Here is a 24,561-nt window from a genome sequence, read left to right as displayed (position 1 = left end):
CTCTAGCGGATCGGCGGGGCGTAGAGCAGGCCGGGCTTGGGGGCGTTCCACAGGGCGTTCAGGCCCCGGTCCAGCTTCAGGGCGGAGTCCTCGCCCAGGTTGCGGCGGAAGATCTCGTGGTAGGCGCCCACCTGGCGGATCACCTGATAGGCCCAGTCGGCCTTCAGGCCTAAGAGCGCGCCTAGGTCGCCCTCCAGCCCCAGCAGCCGGCGGGTCTCGGGGTCCGATGCGGTCTCACGGGCCTGGACCACGGTCTTGGCTGACAGGCCCAGTTCCTCGCCCTGGATGAGGGCGTAGACCGTCCAACGCACGATGTCGGCCCAGGCGGCGTCGGCCTCCCGCACCACCGGCCCGAGGGGCTCCTTGGAGATCACGTCCGGCAGGATCACGTGGGCGCCGGCATTGGTCAGCACCGAGCGGGAGCCCGCCAACGCCGAGATATCGGCGGTGAAGGCATCGCAAGTCTCAGTCTCGTAGAGGCGCCTGGCCTCTTCCTCTGAGGCCGCCATCACCGGGCGGTAGCGCAGGCCCCGGGTGCTGAACCAGTCGGCGAGGTTGCCCTCGCTGGCGGTGCCCTCCTGCACGCACAGGCGCGCCCCCGACAGCTCCTGGGCGCTGCCCAGCCCCAGGGCCTTGGGCGCCAGGAAGCCCTGGCCGTCGTAGTAGGTCACCGCCGGGAAGGTCAGGCCGAGCCCGGCGTCCCGGGCGAAGGTGAGCGAGGTATTGCGCGACAGGACGTCGATCCGGCCGGCCTGCAGGGCGGCGAAACGATCCTGCGCCGCGATGGGGACGAACCGGACCTTCGACGCATCGCCCAGGGTGGCGGCCGCCAGCGCGCGGCAGACATCCACGTCGAAGCCCCGCCACTGGCCGCGCACGTCGGGAAAGGCGAAGCCCGGCAGGCCGGGGTGGACCCCGCAGGCCACGTGGCCCCGCGCCCGCACGGCCTGCAGGGTGGGGCTGACTGCAGCCTTGTAGGCTGGCTGGCCCGCGCCCGACGCCTTCACAGCCGGGGCCTGAGGGACAGGTTCGGGCGCCGGGCGGCCTTCGCAGGCCGTCAGGGGGAGGCAGAACAGAGCGGTCGCTACGAGGCGCCGGATCATCCCTGCTCCTTGATCGGGGAAACGTCGGAGGCTCTAAGTGCGGCAGGCACTTTCGCCAGCGTCGCCCGAGCCCGCAACCCCACATGGCCGATGAAACCCGCCTGATCCGCGCCGGCGCCTCAGACAAGCCGCTGGTCAAGACGGTGGGCCCCCCGATCCAGAAGGGCTCCACGGTCCTGTTGCCCAGTGCGCAGGCGCTCTACGACGACGCCAACTTCATCACCTACGGCCGGCAGGGCCTGGCGGCCCAGTCGGCGCTGCAGGCGGCGCTGGCGGAGATGGAGGGGGCCGTGGGCGTCTCGCTCTATCCCTCGGGCCTGGCGGCGCTCAGCGGGGCCCTGCTGGCGGTGCTGAAGGCCGGCGACGAGGTGATGGTGGTCGACACCATCTACAAGCCCACCCGCAGGTTCTGCGACCACGTCCTGACGCGGTTCGGCGTGGGCGTCAGCTACTACGACCCCCGCACCTCGCCTGAGACGCTGGTGGGCGAGGCCTCGGCGGCCACCCGCCTGATCCTCGCGGAAAGCCCGGGGTCGCTGACCTTCGAGATCCAGGACCTCACCCGGGTGGCCGAACTGGCCACGGCGCGCGGCATCCTCACGGCGGCCGACAACACCTGGGGGGCCGGCTACCTCTACAAGCCCCTGGACCACGGTGTGGACCTCTCTATTCAGGCCCTGACCAAGTACGTGGGCGGCCACTCAGACGTGTTCATGGGCTCGGCCGCGGCCCGCGACCCCGCCCTGGTCCGGGCGCTGGACGAGGGGGTCCTGCATCTGGGCTGGGCGGTTTCCGGCGAGGACGCCTACCAGATGCTGCGGGGGCTGCGGACCCTGCCGGTTCGCCTGGCGCGGCAGGGCCAGAGCGCGCTGACGATCGCCGGGTGGCTACAGGCCCAGCCGCAGGTCGCCGCCATGTACTGCCCCGCCCTGCCCGGCTCTCCCGACCACGCCCTGTGGGCGCGGGACTTCACCGGCGCCTGCGGGCTCTTCGCCTTCGCGCTAAAGCCCGCGCCGGACGCCGCGGTGGAGGCCTTCCTGGATACGCTCAGCCTGTTCGGCCTGGGCTTTTCCTGGGGCGGGTTCGAAAGCTTGGCGATCTCCGGCGATCCGCAGCTAAAGTCCCGCGTGTTCCAGCCGGACTACGGCGGGCCGCTGATCCGCCTGCACATCGGGCTGGAGCATCCCGACGACCTCATCGCCGACCTGAAGCACGGCCTCGCGGCCTATGCGCGGCTGGCGACCTGAGGGTAACCCGAGATGCCCCCACCCGCTTGCGCCGAGAAGGCCGCGGAGGCCGGCTGCGGGATCTCCGACGTGGCCATCGCCTATCTCGACGAGCACGGGGACGCCGAACCGACCAGGAAGGCCGTGGAGAAGGGGCGCCGCCGGGCCGCCCAGCCGGAAGAGATCGCGCCGGCCTTTGTCTTTCTGGCGTCGCCGCAGACCTCCAGCTACATCACCGGAGAAATCCTGCCGATCCTCGGCGGCTACGGCGGGGCTGATGACCAACACCTGGCTCGACGACTTCCTGGCGGCCGAACAGCTGCCGGAGAGCTTCCGCCTCACCGTCGAGCAGGTCTGCACGCCGCTGGCCGACCGTGCGGCGCGGCTGCGCCAGGTGCGCAAGCGGACGGTGACCCTGGGCCTCTGCGGGCCGCAGGGCTCGGGCAAGACCGCCATCGCCGCGGCCAGCGTGAAGATGCTTGAGGCGCGCGGCCTGCGCGCCGTGGCGCTCTCCCTCGACGATTTCTACCTTTCCCGCGAGGTGCGGCTGCGGCTGGCAAAGGACGTCCACCCGCTGCTGGCCGTCCGCGGGCCTCCCGGGACCCACGAGGTCAAGATGGCTGCGGCGACCCTCGACCAGCTGCGCACCCGCGGAAAGGTGACCCTGCCCCGGTTCGACAAGGCCGCGGACACCCGCACCCCCCGCGGCATCTGGGAAACTCTGGCCTCGCCGGTGGACGTGGTGATCTTCGAGGGCTGGTGCGTCGGCGCCGTGGCCCAGGGCCAGGCCGCGCTCGCCACGCCGGTCAACGGCCTGGAGCGCGAGGAGGACACCGACGGCGTCTGGCGCCACTACGTCAACGACCAGCTCGACGGCCCCTACCAGGAGCTGTTCGCCAAGCTGAACAGCCTGTTCCTCCTGCAGGCGCCCAGCTTCGAGGTGGTGGTGGCCTGGCGCACCGAGCAGGAGCACAAGCTGAGGGCCCGCTCGGGTGGCGCCGGCATGTCGGACGACGAGATCGCCCGCTTCTGCGCCCACTATGAGCGGCTGACCCGCTGGATCGCCGCGGAGATGCCCCAGCGCGCCGAGTGGAGCGTGCCACTGGACGCGGACCGCAAGCCCTACCCCACCGGCTATTAGAGCACTCGGCAGGCGTCCTCGAAGGCCAGGCGCGGGTTGCGCGGGAAGAGGTTCTCGTCGGAGCCATAGCCCAGGCTGCACAGGAAATTGGAGCGCCAGGACGTGCCGGCGAAGAACTCCGCGTCGAGGCCGGACTGGCTGAAGCCGGACATCGGCCCGCAGTCAAGGCCCAGCGCCCGGGCGGCCAGCATCAGGTAGGCGCCCTGCAGGCTGCCGTTCCGGAACGCGGTGACCTCGGCGACCTTGGGGTCGGCGAACCAGGCCTGGGCGCCCGGATTGTTGGGAAACAGCTCCGGGATGCGCTGGGCGAAATCCAGATCGAAGGCGACGATGGCGCACACCGGCGCGGCCAGGGCCTTGGGTCGGTTGGTGTTGGAGAGGTGCGGGGCCAGCCTGGCCTTGGCCGCGGCGCTGGCCACGAACACGAACCGCGCCGGCGAGACGTTGGCCGAGGTGGGGCCCATCTTCGCCAGATCATAGACCTGCCGCAGCAGGGCTTCGGCGACCGGCCGGTCGGTCCAGCCGTTGCGGGTGCGCGCGGTGCGGAACAGGCGGTCCAGGGCGGTGTCGTCCAGGGACTCAGTCATGGCGGCTCCGGCGGCTTGGCTTCGCCGAACGCTATGCCATGGTGGGGCGCGACGACACAGGGACCACGGATGACCGCCCAGACCATCGTCCTGCCCGCCCGGCCCGAGCCGCTGACGCTGGCGCCCGCGCAGACCGCGGTGGTGGTGATCGACATGCAGAACGCCTACGCGTCGCCCGGCGGCTACCTCGACCTGGCGGGGTTCGACATATCGGGCGCGGCCGCGGTGATCGGCCAGATCAAGGGCGTTCTGGAGACCGCCAGGGCAGCCGGCGTGCCGGTGATCTTCTTTCAGAACGGCTGGGACCCGGCCTATGTGGAGGCTGGCGGCCCAGGGTCGCCCAACTACCATAAATCCAATGCGCTCAAGACCATGCGGGCGCGTCCTGAGCTAGAAGGCAAGCTCCTGGCGCGGGGCGGTTGGGACTATGAGCTCGTCGATGAACTCAAACCCGAGCCCACCGACATCGTGCTCCACAAGACCCGCTATTCCGGCTTCTTCAACTCCCAGCTCGACAGCGTCCTGCGCTCCCGCTGCATCCGCAACCTGGTGTTCGTGGGCATCGCCACCAACGTCTGCGTGGAATCCACGCTCCGGGACGGCTTCTTCCTGGAGTACTTCGGCGTGGTTCTAGCCGACGCCACCCACCAGGCCGGCCCCGACTTCGTGCAGCAGGCAAGCCTCTACAATATCGAGACGTTCTTTGGCTGGGTCTCCAGCGTCGCCGACTTCAAGGGCGCGTTCGGCCAGATCGCCCCCGCCGCGTCCTAGAGGAAGGAACCCCCATGCCCAAGACCGTCATCACCCCGCCCGGGACCGGCATCCCCATCGCACCCTTCTCGCCTGGGACCCTGGCCGACGGCGTAGTCTATGTCTCGGGCACGCTCGCCTTCGACAAGGACAACAATGTGGCCCATGTGGGCGACGCAGAGGGCCAGACCCGGCAGGTGCTGGAAACTATCAAGAGCGTCATCGAGACCGCCGGCGGGACGATGGAGGACGTCACCTTCAACATGATCTTCCTGAAGGACTGGGCGGACTACCCGGCGCTGAACAAGGTCTATGCGGAGTATTTCCCCGGCCCGAAGCCGGCCCGCTATTGCATCCAGTGCGGCTTGGTGCGGCCCGACTTCCTGGTGGAGATCGCCAGTATCGCCCACGTGGGCAAGCCCTGAGCGACCGGATGGCCCGCACGCCCAGCGGCCTCTGCTACGAGGTCCATGAGGGGCCGGCCCACGCGCCTGCCGTGGTGCTGTCTTCCGGCCTGGGCGGCTCGGCGGCCTTCTGGTCGCCCCAGATGGTGGCGCTGGGCGCGCATTTCCGCCTGGTGAGCTACGACCACCGCGGCACGGGACGCAGCGTGCGCGACCTCACCTGGCCGCATTCGGTGCAATCCATGGCCGACGACATCGTCGAGGTAATGGACGCCGCGGGCCTGGCCAGCGCCCACGTCGTCGGCCACGCCGCGGGCGGGTTGGCCGGGCTGGCCCTGGCGCTGAGCGCGGCGAAGCGGCTCGACCGGCTGGTGGTAGTCAACGGCTGGGCGGCCCCGGACCCGCACATCCGCCGCTGCTTCGACACCCGCCTGAGTCTGCTGAACGACAGCGGTCCGCGGGCCTACGTCCACGCGCAGCCGCTGTTCCTCTATCCGGCGAATTGGATATCCGAGAACGCCGCGCGGCTGGCGGCTGAGGAGGCCCACCACGTGGCCGATTTCCCGAGCCTTGAGGTGATGCGGGCGCGGATCGTGGCGCTGCTAGCCTTCGACATCGCCGACCGGCTTTCCGACATCGCACACCGGGTGCTGGTGGCCGCGTCCGCCGACGACATGCTGGTCCCGCTGCTCTGCTCGAGGCGCCTGGCCGCGGGACTGCCCAAGGCTTCGCTGGAAATCGCGCCCTGGGGCGGCCACGCCTACACGGTGACGGCGCCGGACGACTTCAACGCTACACTGCTCAGGTTCCTGCGGGATGATCCCCGCACGGACGGTTATTGAGGGAGGAAAACCCCATGCACGTCGGCGTCTTCATTCCCATCGGCAACAACGGCTGGCTGATCTCCGAGACCTCGCCGCAGTACATGCCAACCTTCGAGCTCAACAAGGAGATCGTCCAAAAGGCCGAGGGCTATGGGCTCGATTTCTGCCTGTCGATGATCAAACTGCGGGGCTTCGGCGGCAAGACCCAGTTCTGGGAGCACAACCTCGAGAGCTTCACCCTGATGGCGGGGCTGGCTGCGGTCACCGACCGGATCAAGATCTTCGCCACCGCCGCGACCCTGACCATACCCCCGGCCATCGTCGCCAGGATGGCGTCCACCATCGATTCCATCGCGCCGGGCCGATTCGGCATCAACCTGGTCACCGGCTGGCAGAAGGCCGAGTACGACCAGATGGGCCTGTGGCCGGGCGAGCAGCATTATTCCAGCCGCTACACCTATCTGGCTGAGTACGCGACGGTGCTGAAGGAGCTGCTGGAGACCGGCGTCTCCGACTTCAAGGGCGAGTACTTCACCATGAACGACTGTCGGGTGAGCCCCCGACCGCACGACACCAAGATCATCTGCGCCGGCTCCAGCGACGAGGGCCTGGCCTTCACCGCCAAATATGCCGACTACGCCTTCGCCCTGGGCAAGGGGACCAACACGCCCACCGCCTTCGCCTCGGTGAACCAACGCCTGAAGGCGGCCGCGGCCAAGACCGGGCGCGACGTGGCCAGCTTCATCCTGTTCATGGTGATCGCCGACGAGACGGATGAGAAAGCCATGGCCAAGTGGCAGCTCTACCGCGACGGCGCCGACCAGGAGGCGCTGGCCTGGCTGACCGATCAGGCGGCGCCCAACGCGGCGGCCGGCGCCACCACCAACACCGCCCAGCTCGCGGCGCCCGCCTCGGCCGTGAACCTCAACATGGGCACCCTGGTGGGCTCCTATGCCTCCGTGGCCCGCATGCTGGATGAGGTGGCGGCGGTGCCCGACACCGGCGGCGTGCTGCTCACCTTCGATGATTTCCGCAAGGGCATCGACGACTTCGGCCAGAAGATTCAGCCGCTGATGACCTGCCGCAAGGGCGTGGCCTTGGTCTAAAACCTGGCGCCGCGCAGGGGTGACGAGGCGCCCGCATTGGGCGTATGTCCCAACCCTGCCAACGCCTTGCATCAAGATCGAGACTTTCCGTGCCCGTCGAACATGCCGTCCCCGGCACCATCCTGGACCTCAAGAGCGAGCCGTTGGGCCGGGTGGTCATCGAGGGCGAAGGGGTCACCCTGCGGATCGGGCTCGACAGCTTGGTCCACTGTGACATCTGGGTCCGGGCGGAGGCCAGCAACACGGTCATCGAGATCGGCGAGCAGTGCATCCTGAACGGCCTGATCCAGGTGGTCGCCGGCGACGGCGGGGTGATCCGCATCGGCGACTTCACCACCTTCAACGCCGTGGGCCTGTCACAGCACGAGGCGGGCGAGATGATCTTCGGCCGCAACAACATGCTGTCCACGGACATCCATATCGATGTGAGCGACATGCACGGGATCTACGACCGGGCGACCGGCGCGCGGCTCAATCCGCCGCTGTCGGTGGTGCTGGGCGACAATGTCTGGGTCGGCACGCGCGCCATGCTGCTGAAGGGGTGCCGGATCGGCTCCGGCACGGTCATCGGCGCCGGGGCGGTCGTCTCGGGAGAAATCCCGGCGAACGTGATCGCCGTCGGCACGCCGGCCCGGGTGGTGCGCGAGAACATCACCTGGCTTCGCACGACCCCGGATTCGGTTGAGCCCGACCCATCGTTTGGGCCACCGCCCGCCAAACGTCGGGGCATCGTGGGCCGCCTGATGGATTGGATCGCCGGTAGCACGCCGCAGTGACGCCGAGGTGGCGCGCCCTGCAGGACTCGAACCTGCAACCGCTCGCTTAGAAGGCGAGTGCTCTATCCGGTTGAGCTAAGGGCGCCCTCGCTGGGCTAATGCGTCCAGGGGACCTTACGGCCGAACGCGAAGTTATCCGCATAGGCCTTGATGATGCGTTTCGCCGGCTTGGGGTCGATGAGCTGGAAGGCCAGGCCGTGGGCGTCTGCGTAGCGCACCGCGTCCTCCCGGGTCTCAAAGCTCAGCCGCACCTGGCTCGACTCCGTGTCGGCGGTCTGGGTCCAGCCCATCAGCGGGTCGGATCTGCGCGCATCGCTGGGTTCGAACTCCAGCACCCAGCCGGTGGTCTTGCCGCGGCCGGACTGCATGGCGGTCTTGGAGGGGCGGAAGATACGCGCAAGCATGGCCATACTTTCTTCGTGACAACCGACGTGGTCGGGGCGGCAGGATTTGAACCTGCGACCCCCTGCTCCCAAAGCAGGTGCGCTACCAGGCTGCGCTACGCCCCGAGGAACGCCGGCGGCCTTGCAATATGGGCGTTTCCCGCTTTCGGCAACGGGGCCTGGTCCTATCGGTCGCGGCTCATCAGTTTGAACACGCCCGAGGCGCGAACCACGTCGTGGGCGCCCACATAGGCGCGCCCCTCGGCGAAGGCCACGTCGCGGGTGGCCCGGGTGCATCTGGCCTCGCCTAGCACCCACTCGCCCATCCGCGCCATATGCAGGAAATCCACCGACAGGTTGATGGTCACGCCAACCTTGTGCGCGCCCTGCCACACCGCCGCGCCCAGCACACCGTCCATGAACGCAGACAGCATGCCGCCATGCACCAGGCCCAGGCCGTTGGCGTGCCGGGGCAGCGCGAAGAAGGCCTGCTCGACCAGGGGGCCAGGCCCGGGCCGATGGAAATAGGGCCCGTTGTGGGTGGAGAACGCGCCACGGCCCTGCGACAGCACGAAACCCGGCGGCGGCGGAGGCGGCGTCGCCTCAGCCACCCGGGAAGATCCGGTGCAGCACCCGGTCGCCGGGCAGCAGGCCCAGCTGCGCCGCGCGGCCACCGGCCAGCTCCAGCACCGCGCGCGCCTGGCCGTTGGAGGGCAGCGGGCTCTCGTCGAGGGGCCGGGCGTTGCGCACGATCGACAGTACCTGGCCGTCGGCGCGGATATAAACGATGTCCAGCGGAATGAGCGTGTTGCGCATCCAGAAGGCCAGCTCCTGGGAACGGCCGAAGTCGAACAGCATGCCGCGGTTGGGGGCCAGCGCCCGGCGGCACATCAGGCCCAGTTCCCGGGTCCGGGCGGTGTCGGCGAACTCCACCAGGAACTTCACCGGCCCGCGCTCGGTGACCACCTGCAGCGGCTGCAGGGGCGTGATCTCCGCCTGGCCGCGGCATGCGCCCACGTCCTGCCGGGGCGGCAGGGCGCAAGCCGACGAGGTCAAGGCAAGCGCCGCGCCCAGCGCGAGCAGGCCGCGCCGGCTAGTCGAACCGTGAATCACCGAGGGGAACTCCGAAGGGGCTGGCTTCAAGCCAGACTAGACGCTTCGATCTCGGCCACAACAAGACCCTTGGGGCCCTCGGCGAACCGCACCATCACGTCTTCCCCGGGCTGGAGATCCTCCATGCCGGAGCGGCGCAAGGTCTCGATGTGGACGAAGATGTCCCCGGGCTCGCCGTCGCGCACCACAAAGCCGTAACCTTTGGTGCGGTTAAACCATTTCACCTTGGCCCGTTCCAGCGAGCCAGTGGCTTCCACGGGAACCCGGGCGGGCGGGCGACCGATAAAGCCTCCAGAGCCAAAACCGTCAGGCCGATCACTCCGGAAACTGTCCAGGCCTTCGCGGGGCCGCCGGTCGCTGGCCGGCGGCGCGGCGCTATCGTCCAGATCGACCACCTCGGCCACCTGCCAGCCCTTCGGGCGGCGGACCACGTCGCAGGTGATCATGGAGCCTTCCAGGGCGTTCTCGCGGCCCGAACTGCGCAGGCTGGTGACGTGCAGCAGGACGTCCTTCAGATCGGTCTGGCTGGGGTCGTCGGGGACGATGAAGCCATAGCCCTTGCCGGCGTCGAACCACTTGACGCGACCCGTAATCCGCACGGCCATCGCCTGTGCGTCCACCTGCTCGGTGAATTCCAACCCAGCCATCTGCCCCTCGGCCCGGTACCCCCGAAGAACTCGGTACGGGACCAACTGTAACACTGTTCTTCTAGATAGAGAGGCGTCAATGGAGAATCGCCCGCGCGGGATTCGCTCAGGTCAAGCCATAGACCTGGCGACCGGAGCTTGCGTGGCAGTCCCTAGGGGAGTCGAACCCCTCTCTCCAGGTTGAAAACCTGGCGTCCTAACCGATAGACGAAGGGACCGCGTGGCGCGAGGGCGGCTCTATATCCGCCTTCCCGCAGGGGTGCAAGACTGGCCGGGCCGGCTTAGGCGCGCCGCGGATCGGCGACGTCCTCGATCTCGAATTCGACGCCCTCGCGACCCTGCCAATCGTCAGGCTTCAGACGGCCCACCACGTGCACCGCGCCGCCCTCGGTCATCAGCCTGCGGCCGGCTTCGGAATCTTCCACCCGCCACGCCACCGCCTTCAGCTTGCCGCCCGATCCATCCACTAGGGTGCAGCGCACATGGCCGCCGCGCAGCGCCATCGGCCGCTCGACGCGCACGTCCGCGGCGGCGAACACCGGCTCCGCATTGCCGGGCCCAAAGGGGGCCAGCCGCTGGAAATCCTGCCACAGGGCCCGGTCGCAGCCTGCGGTGGTGACCAGGGCGTCGATGTCCAGGCCGTCCTGCGCCGCGGCGACCTGCGCCTCATCAGCCAGGCGCGCGCAGAGGAACTCGCGCAGCTCCGGAATGATGTCGGGGCGTACCGACAGGCCGGCGGCCATGGCGTGTCCGCCCCCGGCCAGCAGCAGGCCCTCCTGGAAGGCGGCCTGAACGGCCCGGCCCAGGTTTACCCCCGGCTGCGAGCGGCCGGAGCCCTTGCCCACATTGGCGGCCCGGTCGACGCCCACCACCACCACGGGCTTGCGGTAACGTTCGCGCAGCCGCCCGGCGACGATGCCGATCACCCCGGGGTGCCAGCCGTCCGCGGCGACCACCAGGCAGGCGCCGTCCGCCAGGTTGGTTTCCTGCTCGATGACCCGGATTGCGGCCTCGGTGACCTCGCGCTCCACGTCCTTGCGCGAGGCGTTCAGCGCGTCGAGTTCCTCGGCCAGCGCCGCGGCCTCCGTCGGATCGTCCGTGGACAGCAGCCGCGCGCCCAGGTCGGAGCGGCCGATCCGCCCGCCAGCGTTGATCCGCGGACCGAGGATAAATCCTACATGGAACACCGAGGCCGGCCCCTTGGACTTGGCAACATCCAGCAGCGCCTTCAGGCCCGGATTGCGCCATGCCGACATCACCTTCAGGCCCTGGGCCGCCAGGGCGCGGTTGAAGCCGGTGAGGTGGGTGACGTCGCAGATAGCGCCCATGGCGGCCAGGTCCAGCCACAGGCGGATGTCGGGCTCCGCCGCGCTGGCGAACAGGGCCCGGCGGCGGGCTTCGCGGTTCAGCGCCGCCAGCAGAACGAAGGTCACGCCGGCCGCCGCCAAGTGCCCCTGCCCCGACAGGCAATCGGGCCGGTTGGGGTTCACCAGGGCGGCTACAGGCGGGATCTCGCCCTCGCGCATCAGGTGATGGTCGATGACCACCACCTCCAGGCCAATCTCGGCGGCGCAGGCGATGGCGTCGTGGGCGGCGGCCCCGCAGTCCACCGTGACCACCAGCTCCGCGCCCTCGGCCTTCAGCCTGCGGAAGGCGGCGGGCGAGGGTCCGTATCCCTCGGTGACCCGGTCGGGCACATAGATCGGGAGGTCGTGGCCCATGGCCCGGAACCAGCGCACCAGCTGAGCGGCGGACGAGGCGCCGTCCACGTCGTAGTCGGCGAACACCACCAACGGGCGGCGGCTTTCGAGGGCGTCCACCAGGATTGCCGCGGCCCGATCCATGTCCATGAAGCTGGAGGGGTCGGGGAACAGGGCCTTGAGGGTTGGATTGAGATAGGTCTCGCCCTGCTCGGCGGTGACGCCGCGGGCCGCCAAGGCGCGCGCCAGTGGCTCGGAAAGGCCCAGCGAGAGCTGATGGCGGCGCACGAGCTCGGGATCGGCCGCCCGCTCGCGCCACAGCCGCCCGGAGAGCGAGCGGGTGACCCCGAGGTAGCCAACCTGGCCCGCGCCGTCGCCCATGGCTACACCGGCCGCTTCATCCGCACTTCGCGCACGGTGCGGGTGGCGGAGTTCATGACCAGGGTGTGGGTGTGCACGAAGCCGCCCTCCAGGCGCACGCCGTCCAGCAGCGCGCCCTTGGTGACGCCGGTGGCCGCGAAGATTGCGTCGGCGCGGACCATCTCGTGCAGGTCGTACTTCTTGTCGAAGTCGGTGATGCCGATGCGGGCCGCGCGGGCGCGCTCGTCGGCGTTGCGGAACACCAACCGGCCCTGGAACTGGCCGCCGACGCACTTCAGCGCCGCACAGGCCAGCACGCCCTCCGGCGCCCCGCCCTGCCCCACATAGAGGTCGATGCCGGTGTCGGGATCGGCGGTGTTCATCACCCCGGCCACGTCGCCGTCGGTGATCAGGTGGATCCGCGCCCCAGACGAGCGCACCGAGGCGATGATGTCGGCGTGCCGGGGCCGGTCGAGGACGCAGACGGTGATCTCTGAGGCGTCGACGCCCTTGGCCTTGGCCATGGCCTGGACGTTTTCCGCCGGCGTCCTGTCGAGGTCGATCAGGCCGGCCGGGAAGCCCGGGCCGCAGGCGATCTTGTCCATGTAGGTGTCGGGGGCGTTGAGCAGGGTGCCCTTGGGCGCCCAGGCCATTACCGCCAGGGCGTTGGCCATGGCCTTGGCGGTGAGCGTGGTGCCTTCCAGGGGATCGAGCGCGATGTCGACCTTGTGCTTGCCGCCGCGGCCCACCTTCTCGCCGATGTAGAGCATCGGGGCTTCGTCGCGCTCGCCCTCGCCGATGACGATCTCGCCGTCGATGTCGAGGTCGTTCAGCGCCGTGCGCATGGCGTCGACGGCGGCCTGATCGGCGGCCTTCTCGTCGCCACGGCCGACCTCAGCCCAAGCGGCGATGGCAGCGATCTCTGTCACGCGCACAGCGTCCAGAACCAGGCTGCGGTCGAGAACTTCGGAACTCATCTTCAAGCCTCCAGCGCCGCAAGGGCGCAATTGTCTTCGGATTCTCAGATGCGCGCGATGCGCAAGAGCCGCGGCCGGTCAAGCACGGCGGGCAGGCCCGCGATCCGCTCGATCGCCGCTGTCAGCACAGACTCGGCCACCGCGTGGGTGGTCAGCACGATGGGCACGCCGGACGCGTTCTCCACCGGCTTCTGCAGGAAGCTCTCGATGGACACGCCTGCCTCGGCCAGGGTCTCGGAGACCGCCGCGATCACCCCGGGCTCGTCCTTCACCAGGAAACGCAGATAGGCCCGCCCGATGCTCTTGGAGGGGTCCACCGGCGTGAACGGAGCCAGCGACTGGGCCGGCGCCTGGAACACGGGACGTACGCCGCCGGTCATCACGTCGGCGATGTCGGCGGCCACGGCGGCGGCGGTGGGGCCGGCGCCGGCGCCCGGGCCCTGCACGAAGATCCGTCCTGTGCGCGCGCCCTCGATGAACAGGGCGTTCAGCGCGCCGCCGGCCTGGGCCAACGGGTGGTTGAGCGGCGCCAGCGACGGATGCACCCGCACCAGCACGCCATCCGGCGAGCGGTCGGCGGAGGCCACCAGCTTGATCCGGTAGCCCAGGTCGCGGGCCAGGCTGATGTCCATGAGGTCGATGTTCTCGATCCCCTCGATCTCGGCGGCGGCGTAGTTCGGCGCGCAGCCGAACGCCAGGGCCGCCAGGATGGAAATCTTGTGGGCCGCGTCGAAGCCGCCCACGTCCATGGTCGGGTCGGCCTCGGCGTAGCCCAGGCGCTGGGCCTCGGCGAGCACGTCGGCGAACGGCCGGCCGGTGGCCTCCATCTCGGTGAGGATGTAGTTGCAGGTGCCGTTGAGGATGCCGGCGATCGACTTGATCTCATCGCCCACCAGGGCCTCACGGACCATCTTCACGGCTGGAACCCCACCCATGACGGCAGCCTCGAAGAGCAAGGGCACGCCCTTGGCCTCGGCCAGGGTGGCCAGTTCCGCGCCATGCTCGGCGATCAGCGCCTTGTTGGCGGTGACCACGGGCTTGCCCGCCTTCAGCGCCGCCTCCACCGCAGCCTTGGCCGGGCCGTCGGACCCGCCGACCAGTTCCACAAAGATGTCGGTCTCGGGAGACGCGGCCAGGGCCACCGCATCGTCGAACCAGGGCAGGTTGGAGATGTCTACCGGCCGGGGGCGCGAGCGCGAGCGCGCCGAGACGCCAGTGATCACCGCCTGCCCGCCCGCCGGCGCGAAGCCTGGGCGCTCGGAGAGGAATTTCAGCAGCCCCGCGCCCACCGTGCCCAGGCCGGCGACCCCGATACGCCAGGTCCGGCTCACTGGGCGGCCAGGGCGTTGTGGGCGCGGCCGAGGATCTCGTCCGAATTCGCCAGGAATTTCTTCACGTTGCGCGCCGCCTGCCGGATACGGTGCTCGTTCTCCACTAGGCCCACGCGCACGTACCCCTCGCCATACTCGCCGAAGCCGACCCCCGGCGCCACCGCCACCCCCGCTTCCTCGATCAGGAGCTTGGAGAACAGCAGTGAGCCCGCCGCCTTGAACTGTTCCGGCACCGGCGCCCAGGCGAACATCGAGGCGGCCGGCGACGGGATGTGCCACCCGGCCCGCTTCATGGAGGTCACCAGCACGTCACGGCGGGACTTATAGATGGCGCGGATCTCGTCGACGCAGTCCTGCGGACCGTTCAGCGCCGCGGCCGCCGCTACCTGGATCGGCGTATAGGCCCCGTAGTCGAGGTAGGACTTGACCCGCGCCAGCGCCGAGCAGATGCGCGCATTGCCCACCACCATGCCCACCCGCCAGCCGGCCATGGCGAAGGTCTTGGATAGCGAATTGACCTCCACGGCGATGTCCTTGGCGCCCTCCACCTGCAGCACCGACGGCGGCGGGTTGTCGTCGAAGTAAATCTCCGAATAGGCGATGTCGGAGATGACCAGCATCTCGTGCTTCTTCGCCAGGGCGATGGCGTCGCGATAGAAATCCAGGTCCACGCACTGAGCCGTCGGGTTCGACGGATAGGATAGGATCAACACCGTGGGCGGCGGCGCGGAATGCTTCACCGCCCGGCTGACCCCCGCCAGGTACTCCTCCGGCGACAGGGCCGGCACGTGGCGGATCACGCCTCCGGCCATGATGAAACCGTAGGCATGGATCGGGTAGGCGGGGTTCGGGCAGACGATGACATCGCCGGGCGCGGTGAGCGCCTGGGCGAGATTGGCGAAGCCCTCCTTCGACCCCAGGGTGGCGATCACCTCGGTGTCGGGATTCAGCTTCACGCCGAAGCGGCGACCGTAGTAGCCGGCCATGGCCTTGCGCAGCCCGACGATCCCCTTGGAGGCCGAATAGCGTCCGGCCTTCGGATCGCGGGCGGTCTCCACCAGCTTGTCGACGATGTGCTTCGGCGTCGGCATGTCGGGATTGCCCATGCCGAAGTCGATGATGTCGGTCCCCTGCGCGCGCAGGCGGGCCTTGATGCGGTTGACCTCCTCGAGAACGTAAGGCGGGAGGCGTCGGATACGGTGAAAGTCCGGGGTCATCTGCTAGCTCTTGCGCCGCGAGCTGCCCTATTGCGGCTGTCAGGGAGCTTAAGGTCGGGCATCGATAGACTCCGGGCAGGAGTCAGCCAAGCCGGTTCAGGGATTTTTGCGCCTCCGCTGGCCCTATCGCTTGGGCGGCGGAGGCGGCGTAGCTCGGGCGCGCAGGTCCTGGGCGAAGGCCTCGGTGGCGGCAGGATTCCCCGGAGTCGCCTCCGGACCGGCCGCGACGCGGGCTTCGGCGGCGAAGGCGTCGGTGTTGTTCAGCGACCAGGTCCCGGGCGCGGTGTCGCGTTCCAGGTTGGCGCGGGCGGTGTCGACCACGTCGGCGGCCTCGCCGTAGGCCCGAAGCGGCCGCACATCGGTGGGCCGGCCGGGGATTTCCTTGAAGCTCGGGAAGTCGGCGTTGGCCCGCGACACCCGGGCCACCTCGGCGGCGATCGGCGAGCGCGGATCGACCGTGGTGTCCGACAGGACGCTGCCACAGCCGCCCAGCATGGTCACGGCGACCGTGGCGGCGTTGACAAAAAGGAGGCGGGACGCGTGCATTTCCGCCAAGCTCTTATGCGATGATCGAGGATGGTGGAAGGGCGCGTAGGCGCGCACCACCGGGAGGACGGTTCCGATGAGCGACCAGACCGCAGCTCCGGCCAAGGGCTCGCGCGGCAAGCGCGCTGCGGCCAAGCCGAAGGCCAAGGCCAAGGCCGCCGCGCCGAACCAGGCCGCTCCGAAGCCGGCCGCCCCGCGGCCCGAGCCCGCGCCCCGGGCTCCCGCCTTCGACCCCGCCGCCATGAGCGGCGACCAGCGCGCCCAGGTGGAGAAGCTGTCCATGAACCTGGCCCGCGCCGCCCTGACCGCCCAGGGCGCCATCGCCGAGATGGCGCTGCGCCAAGCCGATCGCCCGGCGGCCCTGTCGCCCGATCCCTTCCATGTGGCGCCCGCGCTCACCGAAGTGATGGGCCGGCTGGCCGCCCAGCCCGACCGGATGATGCGCGCCCAGGCCGACCTCTTCTCGCAGTATCTGGACCTGTGGCAGGCCACCACGCGCCGCATGGGCGGCGAGACGCCGGAACCGGTGGTCTCTCCCGCCAAGGGCGACAAGCGGTTCAACGACCCCGACTGGGCCGACAATCCGGTCTTCGATGTGATGAAGCAGTCCTACCTGCTCACCGCCAACTGGCTGAACGGCCTGGTGTCGGGGGTGGAGGGCGTGGAGCCTATGGAGAAGCGCCGCGTCGAGTTCTTCATGAAGATGCTCACCGACGCCTTCTCGCCCTCCAACTTCCTGGCATCCAACCCGCAGGCGCTTCGCGAGGTGATGTCCACCGGCGGCGAGAGCCTGGTGAAGGGCATGGACAACTTCGTTTCCGACCTGGCTCGCGGCGGCGGCCAGCTCGCCATCGCCCAGACCGACTACGAGATGTTCAAGATCGGCGAGAACGTCGCAACCGCCCCCGGAAAGGTCGTGTTTCGTAACGAAATCATCGAGCTGCTGCAGTTCTCTCCCACGACAGAAAAGGTTTGCGAGATTCCGCTGCTGATCTTCCCGCCATGGATCAACAAGTTCTACATCCTCGACCTTCGCCCCGAGAACTCAATGATCCGCTGGCTCGCAGACCAGGGGATCACCGTGTTCGTAGCTTCCTGGGTCAATCCCGACGCCACCCTCTCGGCCAAGACCTTTGAAGACTACATGCGCCAAGGGATTTACGAGGGCACCCAGGCGGTCATGGACCAGTGCGGCGTCGAGCAGGTGAACACGGTCGGCTACTGCATCGGCGGGACGCTGCTCTCCTCCACCCTCGCCCACATGGCGGCCAAGAAAGACAACCGCATCGCCTCGGCGACCTTCTTCGCCGCCCAGCAGGATTTCTCCGAGGCCGGCGACCTCCTGCTGTTCGCCAACGAGGACTGGCTCACCGAGCTGGAGCGCAAGATGGACGAGGGCGGCGGCGTGCTCTCCGGCCAGACCATGGCCGACACCTTCAATGCGCTCCGCTCCAACGACCTGATCTGGTCGTTCTTCGTGAACAATTACCTGATGGGCAAGGAGCCGAAGCCCTTCGACCTGCTGTTCTGGAACTCCGACCAGACGCGGATGCCCAAGACCCTGCACATGTTCTACCTGCGTAACTTCTACGGGGAAAACAAACTGGCCAAGGGCGAGTTGGTGCTCGACGGGGTGAAGCTCGACCTCGGTAAGGTGAAGACGCCGATCTACGTGCAGTCTTCGAAGGAAGACCACATCGCCCCGGCCCGTTCGGTGTTCAAGGGCGCCAAGCTGTTCGGCGGGCCGGTGACCTTTACCTTGGCCGGCTCCGGCCACATCGCAGGCGTGATCAATGCGCCGGTAGCTAACAAGTACCAGCACTGGACCCTGGACGGCCTGCCTGAGACGCTGGAGGCTTGGCAATCCGCGGCCGTCGAGGCGCCCGGCTCCTGGTGGCCGCACTGGGCCAGGTGGCTGAAGGCCAAATCGGGCAAGCAGGTCCCTGCCCGCGACCCGGCCAAGGGCAAGTTCAAGCCGCTGGGCGATGCGCCGGGGGAATACGTGAAGGTTCGCTCCTAGGGGATGATCGGCGGACGTAACGCCGTTCGCACAGGTTACTAACGTTTAATGCACGCTACCTTGCGACGCCCACTACCTTGCGGTACGTGTTGAGCGTGACAAGGAGGCATCGACGTGCCGGAAGCCATTGAGATCCAGCTGAAGAAGGGGGCGCTCGAGCTTTGCGTGCTCGCGCTCCTCTCGCAGCACGACAGCTACGCCTACGAGATCGCCAGCAAGCTTTCCGACAGTATCGGCATGGGCGAGGGCACCATCTATCCGCTGATGCGCAGGCTGCAGTCCGACGGCTTCGTCGAGACCTACATGGTTGAGAGCACCGCCGGCCCGTCGCGCAAATACTACCGGCTGACCGAAGCGGGCCGGACCAACTTCACTTCGCAGAAAGCGGCCTGGAGTTCATTCTCCGGCGCCGTGGACACCATCCTGGGAGGGGCGCAATGACTCGTCAGGCATTCATGGCCCGGCTGCGGGATGGCCTTCGTGGCCTGCCCGCGCAGACCGTGGCCGATGTGACGGCCGATTACGACACCCACTTCAGCGAAGGCGAGGCCGCCGGCCGCACCGAAGCCGAGGTGGCGGCGGCCCTGGGCGAGCCCGGCCGGCTGGCCAGGGAAATTCGCGCCGAGAGCGGCCTGAAGCGCTGGGAGGAAGAGCGCAGCCCCTCCTCCGCCGCCGCCGCCGTGTTCGCGGTGCTGGGCCTGGGCGCCATAGACATCCTGATCCTGCTGCCGATCCTGATGGGGGTCGCGGGCGCCATCTTCGGCCTCAGCATCGCGGTCATCGCCGTGTTCTTCGCCGGCGGGGTGATGTTCGCCGCGGGGCCCTTCACGGCGCCTCCGGGCGGGCCGGTGGCCGCGCTCCTGGGCGGCGTGGGCCTGATGGCCGCGGCCTCCTCGGTGGGCGCGGTGCTGACCCTGGCCACAATTGGCTTGGTCAACGCGTTGGTCTGGTACGGGCGGCTTCACTACCGGCTCCTGAAGCCGGCGCTCGAACCGCAAGTCTAGGGGAGGCTCCAATGATCCGTGTACTCATCATGATCGCCGCCGCGGGCTTCCTGCTCGCCACGGTCTCGCTCTCCGTCGCCGCCGCGATCGCCGGGCCCGAACTGGTCACCCGCGGCGCCTGGGCTTGGGCGCCCCATCATGGCTGGGGCGGCAAGGACTGGGACTGGGACGACGACGGCGACACCTGGGCCGACGCATCCGGCCCGCAGGCCACCCGCGAGATAGCCTGGAGCGGCGGCGACCGCCTGCAACTCGACGTCCCGGCCGAACTGACCTTCACCCAGGCAGAGGGTCCCGCCACCCTGACCATCACCGGCCCGCAGCGCGCCGTGGAGAATGTGGTGATCGAGAACGGCCACGTCCGTTTCGATCGGCGCATGCGTCGCTCGAACCGCCTGAAGATCGTGATGACCGCGCCCAACGTCAGCCGCTTCGAGATCAACGGCAACGACCGGCTGATCATCAGCGCCTATCGCCAGCCCACCCTGGAGATTGACGTCTCCGGCTCCGCCGAGGTCGCCGCCAGCGGTCAGGCCGACACGGTGGAACTGCATATCTCCGGCGCCGGCGAGGCCGACCTGGGCCGGCTGGCGACCAAGGGCGCGGAAGTGGATATCTCCGGCTCTGGCGACGCAACCATCGCCCCCACCGACTGGGCGAAGCTGGAAATCTCGGGCATGGGCGACATCACGCTCCTGACCAAGCCGGCGCGCCTGGAGACCGACATCTCCGGAGCCGGCAGCATCAAGCAGGGCATGGGGCCGTCCGCACCTTCCCCGGACGTGTCACCCAGCCCCTCGCCGTCATCTTCGGCCTCACCCTCCCCGTCGCCTTCGCCGTCGAAGACCTAGCGGGGACGGCCTCAGGCCGGGACGAACTTCAGGGCGACGCCGTTGTTGCAGTAGCGCAGGCCGGTCGGCCGGGGGCCATCGTTGAAGATGTGCCCCTGGTGGCCCTCGCAGCGGGCGCAGTGGTACTCGGTGCGCGGCACGCCGATCTTGAAGTCGGTCTTCTTGCCCACCGCGCCCTTGATGGCGGTGTAGAAGCTGGGCCAGCCGGTGCCGCTCTCGAACTTCCACTCCGACTTGAACAGTGGCAACTCGCAGCCAGCGCAGACGAAGGTCCCGCGGCGCTTCTCCTGGTCGAGCGGGCTTGAGCCCGGCCGCTCGGTGTCCTCATGGCGCAGCACGGCGTAGCTGGGACCGGCGAGGCGCTGCTTCCACTGGGCGTCGGTGATCTTGCGGAACGGCGAGGCGGCATAGGCGTCCGGAGCGGCCTGGGCGCAGGCGGGCACGGCAAGGGCCAGAAGCGAGGCGGCCAGGAAGCCGCGGCGGTCGAGGTGCGAAATCTGGGTCATGGGTCCGATACGTTCAGCAGGGCCTAGTGGACGCGACCATCGCGCCGGGACGCGGCGGGTTCAAGGCCGCCACTCATAGAGTACGTCAGGCGTCCGCTCTTCGTTACAGGCGCCGTCGGTGAATCGGAGCGCCGTGAACCCCCGCGCTTCGTAGAACCGCCGGGCGCGCGCGTTGGCCTGGAAGGTCCAGAGTTGGCGCGGACGGCTATCCGCCAGCGCCTTGGCCACCAGCACCGGCCCGATCCCCTGGCCCTGCCGTGTGGGGTGGACGTAGAGGTGGTGGATCCACTCGGCGTCGAAGGCGATATAGCCCGCCACTTCGCCATCCGCCTCCGCCAGCCACACGATGTTGGCCGGCAGGACCTGGGTTTCCACGAAGGCCACCGTCTCCTGTTCCGTATGCAGGTCCGGCAGGAACGGCAGACTGGTGCGCATGGTGTGGTGATGCAGCGCGCCGATGGCCTGGGCGTCTTCCACCGTGGCCGGCCGCAGAATCACAGGCCCGCGCCCTCCTCCAGGCCCAGCATCAGGTTCAGGTTCTGCACCGCCGCGCCCGAGGCCCCCTTGCCCAGGTTGTCCAGCACGGCCACCAGCCGGGCCTGCGTGCCGTCCGCATTGCCGAACACGTAGAGCTTCATGGCGTTGGTGTCGTTCAGCGCCTCCGGGTCCAGCGCCTGGACATAACCTGCCGCGCCGGCGCGCACCTTCTGCAGCTCGGCGCACGCCATCCCGCTGGCCACCTTGACGAAAGCCTCGCCCATGTAGGCCGCCTCCAGGGTCACGTGCAGGTCGGCGGGCGACGGCTTACCGGGCAGCGCCCAGAGCTGAAGGGGAACCTCGACCACCATCCCCTGGGCGTAGCGTCCCACGGAGGGCGCGAACAGCGGCGGGTGGGCCAGGCCGGCGTGGCGTTGCATCTCTCCCAGGTGCTTGTGCGCCAGGGTCAGGCCATAGGTGCGGTAGGCGTCGCGCGTGCCCTGCGGCGCGGCCTTGCCCTCGAACTCCTCGATCAACGGTCGTCCACCGCCGGAGTAGCCGGAGATGGCGTTTACGGTCAGCGGGAAGTCGGCCGGGATCAGCCCTGCGGCCACCAGCGGCCGCACCAGGCCGATGAAGCCGGTGGGATAGCAGCCCGGGTTGGAAACCCGCGTGGCGGTGCGGATCGCCTCGCGCTGGCCGACCGCCATCTCGGCGAAGCCATAGGTCCAGCCTGCGGCAGTGCGGTGGGCCGTGGAGGCGTCCACCACGCGCACGCTGCTGGACGAGATCAGCGACACGGCCTCCCGCGCCGCGTCGTCCGGCAGGCAGAGCACCACAGCGTCGACGCCGTTCAGCAGCTCGGCCCGCGTGGCGGCGTCCTTGCGCTTGGCGGGATCGATGGAGACCAGCTCCAAGTCGCGGCGACCCTCCAGCCGTTGCCGGATCTGCAGGCCGGTGGTGCCGGCTTCCCCATCGATGAAGACTGTCTGGGCCATGGTTCGAGTTCCAGAATAGAAAAAGGGCGCTCCGGTTTCCCGAAGCGCCCTGGTCCGTAAACGCGAGTGTCGCGCGCGGTCTAGCGCTTCGAGAACTGGAAGCTGCGGCGGGCCTTGGCCTTGCCGTACTTCTTGCGCTCAACGATGCGGCTGTCGCGGGTCAGGAAGCCGTGCGGCTTCAGGACGGCGCGCAGGCCGGGCTCGTAGTAGGTCAGCGCCTTGGAGATGGCGTGGCGGATCGCGCCGGCCTGGCCCGAGAGACCCGAGCCGCTGACCGTCACCACCACATCGAACTGACCTTCGCGGTCGGTGACCTGGAACGGCTGGGCGAGCATCATGCGAAGCACCGGACGCGCAAAATAGACCGTCTGGTCGCGGGGCTCGGAACTCTCTCCGCCGCGGATGGTGATCGTACCCTTGCCGGGCTTGATCCACACGCGGGCGATGGCGTTCTTGCGCTTGCCGGTGGCGTACGCCCGGCCCTGGGCGTCGATCTTAGGCTCGCGGACGATGGTTTCTTCCGCAGCGGTGCCCATGCCCTTGAGGGCGTCGAAGCCTTCGCCGGCGGTGTTCGGGGATTCCGACATTTCTTACGCGCTCCGCACGTTCTTGGCGTTCAGCTCGGCGAACGCGATGGTCTCGGGGGCCTGGGCGGCGTGCGGGTGCTCGGCGCTGTTGTAGATGCGCAGGTGGGTGAGCTGCTTGCGCGCCAGGGGGCTTTCCTTGGGCAGCATGCGCTCGACGGCCTTTTCCAGGATGCGCTCGGGGAACCGGCCGCCGAGGATCTTGTCCGCGGTGCGTTCCTTGATGCCGCCCGGGTGGCCGGTGTGCCAGTAGTAGGTCTTCTGCTGCAGCTTGCGGCCCGTGAACTTCACCTTGTCGGCGTTCACAATGACGACGAAGTCGCCGCAATCCACGTGGGGGGTGTAGTCGGGCCGGTGCTTGCCGCGAAGACGGTTGGCGATGAACGACGCGAGACGGCCGACGACGGCGTTCTCGGCATCGATCAAGATCCACTTCTTCTCGACCTCGGCGGGCTTCAACGAAGCCGTGGTCTTCATCATGGGAAACGATCCATTTGGATGCGGGACAGACGGACGCCCCGAGGTGAGCGGGGGCATATGCCGGGAGAGGGCGCAGAAGTCAACCGCGTCCAACGCCACGCTGTTCAGAAAACATGTTTAAAAACATATACATAACAATAACGGTATTAGAATACCGCGATTTTCTGCCCTAGACCCGCCGCACCCGCCAGGCGAAGGCCACCGCCAGGCCCAGCAGCAGGGCCGCTGCGAGTTGGTGGGCGATGGCCAGGGTGATCGGCGCCTGGGCCATCAGGGTGGCAACGCCGAGCCCCGCCTGGGCCAGCACCGCCACAGCTACGCCCGCCCCCAGCAGCCGGGCGTCGCGCGCGAGGTAGCTGGACCGCAGCACCGCGGCGCCCATGACCAGCGCCACCAAGGTCAGCAGGTAGGCCACGAGGCGATGGTGCAGCTGCACCGCGCCCTGGCTGTGCGCCAGGGTGGCCCACAGGCTGGCGCCGGCGTAGTCATCCGGGATCAACCGGCCGTTCATCAGCGGAAAATCGTTGTAGACCAGCCCCGCGTCGTTGCCGGCCACCAGCGCGCCCAGCAGGATCTGCACGTAGATCAGGGCGATGAGCCACAGAGCGCGGCGGCCCCAGGGACTGGGCATCGTCTGCCGCGCCTGGCCAAAGGCCGCATCGAGCGCCGTCCACATCAGGGCGCCCAGCAGGGCGAAGGCCAGACCCAGGTGGACCATAAGCCGCTCGGGCGCGACCGAGACCCGCTCGGAGAGCCCGCTGGCCACCATCCACCAGCCCACCGCCCCCTGCAGGCCGCCCAGCACGAAGAGGCCGGCCAGCCGCCACGACAGGCGTTTGGGGATTTCACGCCGCACCGCGAACCAGGTGAAGGGCAGCAGAAAGGCCAGGCCCACCAGCCGGCCCAGGAACCGGTGCGACCACTCCCACCAGTAGATCGACTGGAACTGGCCAAGGCTCATGCCGCGGTTGAGCTGCTGGTACTGCGGGATCTGCTGGTAGCGCGCGAACTCGTTCTGCCAGTCGGCGGCGCTCAGCGGCGGGATGGCGCCGGTGACCGGCGCCCACTCGGTGATCGAAAGGCCGGAGTCAGTCAGCCGCGTCGCCCCGCCCACCACAATCATGGCCAGCACCAGCAGCGCCACGGCCACAAGCCAGACGGCGACAGGGCCGGATCGGTCGGAGCGCAGGAAGGACGTCATGCGGCGGGTCATGGTCCGGCTTGAAGGCTGAACTTGGGCGCTAATTAGAGCGCTTTCGGCGGTCGCGCGAGCCCGCTATGAAAGCCCCATGCCCATGCGCCTTCGCAAGTTCCTCGGACTGATCGCGATCCTGGTGTTCCTGGCCGCCTATGTGGTGCTGGTGATCGCTGTCGGCGAGTACGTTCCGGCCCACTGGGCCGCCAGCCTCGCCTACTACGGCATAGCCGGCACGGCCTGGGGCCTGCCGCT

The 24,561-nt window shown here is 68.8% G+C and carries 29 protein-coding genes and 3 tRNA genes; 12 read left to right on the top strand and 20 right to left on the bottom strand.

Annotated features, from left to right (window positions below; translation table 11 throughout):
- Positions 1-2 precede the first annotated feature (2 nt).
- Positions 3-1,103, bottom strand: a complete 1,101-nt coding sequence (locus tag ACLL81_RS09895; protein WP_411288171.1) for an amino acid ABC transporter substrate-binding protein — start codon at positions 1,101-1,103, stop codon at positions 3-5.
- A gap of 83 nt (positions 1,104-1,186) precedes the next feature.
- On the opposite strand from ACLL81_RS09895, the gene metC reads away from it, so the two are divergent.
- A complete protein-coding gene (metC, locus tag ACLL81_RS09890; RefSeq protein WP_411288170.1) occupies positions 1,187-2,350 on the top strand; it encodes a cystathionine beta-lyase in 1,164 nt (387 codons plus the stop codon).
- A 256-nt stretch (positions 2,351-2,606) separates the two neighbouring features.
- Positions 2,607-3,470 (top strand): kinase, encoded by an 864-nt coding sequence (locus ACLL81_RS09885; protein WP_411288169.1) that lies wholly within the window; start codon positions 2,607-2,609, stop codon positions 3,468-3,470.
- On the opposite strand, the gene ACLL81_RS09880 is transcribed toward ACLL81_RS09885, so the two are convergent.
- On the bottom strand, positions 3,467-4,057 hold the full coding sequence (locus ACLL81_RS09880) for a malonic semialdehyde reductase (protein ID WP_411288168.1): 591 nt from the start codon (positions 4,055-4,057) through the stop codon (positions 3,467-3,469). The genes ACLL81_RS09885 and ACLL81_RS09880 overlap by 4 nt on opposite strands.
- Positions 4,058-4,126: 69 nt before the next feature.
- On the opposite strand from ACLL81_RS09880, the gene rutB reads away from it, so the two are divergent.
- From rutB to ACLL81_RS09855, 5 genes are all read left to right on the top strand, one after another.
- A complete protein-coding gene (gene rutB, locus ACLL81_RS09875) occupies positions 4,127-4,828 on the top strand; it encodes a pyrimidine utilization protein B (protein ID WP_411288167.1) in 702 nt (233 codons plus the stop codon).
- Positions 4,829-4,842: 14 nt separating this feature from the next.
- Entirely contained in the window at positions 4,843-5,232 is a 390-nt protein-coding gene (gene rutC / locus ACLL81_RS09870) for a pyrimidine utilization protein C (RefSeq protein ID WP_411288166.1), read from the top strand.
- Between the two features lie 8 nt (positions 5,233-5,240).
- Positions 5,241-6,053 carry a pyrimidine utilization protein D gene (gene rutD / locus ACLL81_RS09865; RefSeq protein ID WP_411288165.1) on the top strand — a complete coding sequence of 271 codons (813 nt, stop codon included), beginning with the start codon at positions 5,241-5,243 and terminating at the stop codon, positions 6,051-6,053.
- Between the two features lie 14 nt (positions 6,054-6,067).
- Positions 6,068-7,141 (top strand): pyrimidine utilization protein A, encoded by a 1,074-nt coding sequence (rutA, locus tag ACLL81_RS09860; RefSeq protein WP_411288164.1) that lies wholly within the window; start codon positions 6,068-6,070, stop codon positions 7,139-7,141.
- 89 nt (positions 7,142-7,230) lie between these two features.
- Positions 7,231-7,917 carry an acyltransferase gene (locus ACLL81_RS09855; protein ID WP_411288163.1) on the top strand — a complete coding sequence of 229 codons (687 nt, stop codon included), beginning with the start codon at positions 7,231-7,233 and terminating at the stop codon, positions 7,915-7,917.
- 8 nt (positions 7,918-7,925) lie between these two features.
- Here the strand turns inward: ACLL81_RS09855 and ACLL81_RS09850 are convergent.
- The 12 genes from ACLL81_RS09850 to ACLL81_RS09795 form a co-directional block, all read right to left on the bottom strand.
- A tRNA-Arg gene (locus ACLL81_RS09850) sits at positions 7,926-8,002 on the bottom strand.
- A gap of 10 nt (positions 8,003-8,012) precedes the next feature.
- Positions 8,013-8,321, bottom strand: coding sequence for an ETC complex I subunit (locus ACLL81_RS09845; protein WP_411288162.1), 309 nt, complete (start codon positions 8,319-8,321; stop codon positions 8,013-8,015).
- A gap of 28 nt (positions 8,322-8,349) precedes the next feature.
- A tRNA-Pro gene (locus ACLL81_RS09840) sits at positions 8,350-8,426 on the bottom strand.
- Between the two features lie 59 nt (positions 8,427-8,485).
- A complete protein-coding gene (locus ACLL81_RS09835) occupies positions 8,486-8,911 on the bottom strand; it encodes a PaaI family thioesterase (RefSeq protein WP_411288161.1) in 426 nt (141 codons plus the stop codon).
- The gene (locus ACLL81_RS09830; protein ID WP_411288160.1) at positions 8,904-9,356 is read right to left on the bottom strand and encodes a DUF192 domain-containing protein; all 453 of its coding nucleotides are present in this window, start codon (positions 9,354-9,356) and stop codon (positions 8,904-8,906) included. The genes ACLL81_RS09835 and ACLL81_RS09830 overlap by 8 nt, the downstream gene beginning before the upstream one ends.
- 83 nt (positions 9,357-9,439) lie before the next feature.
- Positions 9,440-10,060, bottom strand: coding sequence for a cold-shock protein (locus tag ACLL81_RS09825; RefSeq protein WP_411288159.1), 621 nt, complete (start codon positions 10,058-10,060; stop codon positions 9,440-9,442).
- Positions 10,061-10,203: 143 nt separating this feature from the next.
- A tRNA-Glu gene (locus tag ACLL81_RS09820) sits at positions 10,204-10,278 on the bottom strand.
- Between the two features lie 63 nt (positions 10,279-10,341).
- The gene (recJ, locus tag ACLL81_RS09815; protein ID WP_411288158.1) at positions 10,342-12,141 is read right to left on the bottom strand and encodes a single-stranded-DNA-specific exonuclease RecJ; all 1,800 of its coding nucleotides are present in this window, start codon (positions 12,139-12,141) and stop codon (positions 10,342-10,344) included.
- Positions 12,142-12,143: 2 nt separating this feature from the next.
- Positions 12,144-13,097: a class II fructose-bisphosphatase gene (gene glpX, locus ACLL81_RS09810; protein WP_411288157.1), complete on the bottom strand. Its 954-nt coding sequence runs from the start codon at positions 13,095-13,097 to the stop codon at positions 12,144-12,146.
- Positions 13,098-13,141: 44 nt separating this feature from the next.
- Positions 13,142-14,428, bottom strand: a complete 1,287-nt coding sequence (locus tag ACLL81_RS09805) for a homoserine dehydrogenase (protein WP_411288156.1) — start codon at positions 14,426-14,428, stop codon at positions 13,142-13,144.
- The gene (locus tag ACLL81_RS09800) at positions 14,425-15,645 is read right to left on the bottom strand and encodes an LL-diaminopimelate aminotransferase (protein WP_411288155.1); all 1,221 of its coding nucleotides are present in this window, start codon (positions 15,643-15,645) and stop codon (positions 14,425-14,427) included. The genes ACLL81_RS09805 and ACLL81_RS09800 overlap by 4 nt, the downstream gene beginning before the upstream one ends.
- A 123-nt stretch (positions 15,646-15,768) precedes the next feature.
- Positions 15,769-16,191 carry a hypothetical protein gene (locus ACLL81_RS09795; protein WP_411288154.1) on the bottom strand — a complete coding sequence of 141 codons (423 nt, stop codon included), beginning with the start codon at positions 16,189-16,191 and terminating at the stop codon, positions 15,769-15,771.
- A 76-nt stretch (positions 16,192-16,267) separates the two neighbouring features.
- On the opposite strand from ACLL81_RS09795, the gene phaC reads away from it, so the two are divergent.
- From phaC to ACLL81_RS09775, 4 genes are all read left to right on the top strand, one after another.
- On the top strand, positions 16,268-18,211 hold the full coding sequence (phaC, locus tag ACLL81_RS09790) for a class I poly(R)-hydroxyalkanoic acid synthase (protein ID WP_411288153.1): 1,944 nt from the start codon (positions 16,268-16,270) through the stop codon (positions 18,209-18,211).
- 114 nt (positions 18,212-18,325) lie between these two features.
- Entirely contained in the window at positions 18,326-18,652 is a 327-nt protein-coding gene (locus tag ACLL81_RS09785; protein WP_411288152.1) for a PadR family transcriptional regulator, read from the top strand.
- The gene (locus ACLL81_RS09780) at positions 18,649-19,215 is read left to right on the top strand and encodes a DUF1700 domain-containing protein (protein WP_411288151.1); all 567 of its coding nucleotides are present in this window, start codon (positions 18,649-18,651) and stop codon (positions 19,213-19,215) included. The genes ACLL81_RS09785 and ACLL81_RS09780 overlap by 4 nt, the downstream gene beginning before the upstream one ends.
- 11 nt (positions 19,216-19,226) lie before the next feature.
- Positions 19,227-20,066, top strand: a complete 840-nt coding sequence (locus ACLL81_RS09775) for a GIN domain-containing protein (protein WP_411288150.1) — start codon at positions 19,227-19,229, stop codon at positions 20,064-20,066.
- Between the two features lie 11 nt (positions 20,067-20,077).
- Here the strand turns inward: ACLL81_RS09775 and msrB are convergent, their stop codons facing one another.
- The 6 genes from msrB to ACLL81_RS09745 form a co-directional block, all read right to left on the bottom strand.
- Entirely contained in the window at positions 20,078-20,572 is a 495-nt protein-coding gene (msrB, locus tag ACLL81_RS09770; protein ID WP_411288149.1) for a peptide-methionine (R)-S-oxide reductase MsrB, read from the bottom strand.
- 60 nt (positions 20,573-20,632) lie between these two features.
- The gene (locus tag ACLL81_RS09765) at positions 20,633-21,070 is read right to left on the bottom strand and encodes a GNAT family N-acetyltransferase (RefSeq protein ID WP_411288148.1); all 438 of its coding nucleotides are present in this window, start codon (positions 21,068-21,070) and stop codon (positions 20,633-20,635) included.
- Positions 21,067-22,047 (bottom strand): N-acetyl-gamma-glutamyl-phosphate reductase, encoded by a 981-nt coding sequence (gene argC, locus ACLL81_RS09760; protein WP_411288147.1) that lies wholly within the window; start codon positions 22,045-22,047, stop codon positions 21,067-21,069. Before argC ends, ACLL81_RS09765 begins: the two co-directional genes overlap by 4 nt.
- 80 nt (positions 22,048-22,127) lie before the next feature.
- A complete protein-coding gene (gene rpsI / locus ACLL81_RS09755) occupies positions 22,128-22,634 on the bottom strand; it encodes a 30S ribosomal protein S9 (RefSeq protein ID WP_411288146.1) in 507 nt (168 codons plus the stop codon).
- 3 nt (positions 22,635-22,637) lie between these two features.
- Complete coding sequence (gene rplM, locus ACLL81_RS09750; protein WP_411288145.1) at positions 22,638-23,111, bottom strand: 50S ribosomal protein L13; 474 nt, start codon at positions 23,109-23,111, stop codon at positions 22,638-22,640.
- Positions 23,112-23,280: 169 nt separating this feature from the next.
- Positions 23,281-24,312 (bottom strand): COX15/CtaA family protein, encoded by a 1,032-nt coding sequence (locus tag ACLL81_RS09745; protein WP_411288173.1) that lies wholly within the window; start codon positions 24,310-24,312, stop codon positions 23,281-23,283.
- Positions 24,313-24,400: 88 nt separating this feature from the next.
- Here ACLL81_RS09745 and ACLL81_RS09740 point away from each other — a divergent pair.
- Positions 24,401-24,561, top strand: a 161-nt coding sequence (locus ACLL81_RS09740; RefSeq protein ID WP_411288172.1) for a DUF2842 domain-containing protein, incomplete at its 3' end; no start/stop codon positions are given.

It is taken from the genome of Phenylobacterium sp. (genome assembly GCF_046590535.1).
Classification (GTDB): Bacteria; Pseudomonadota; Alphaproteobacteria; order Caulobacterales; family Caulobacteraceae; genus Phenylobacterium.
This window is presented reverse-complemented; position numbering and strand designations above follow the sequence as displayed.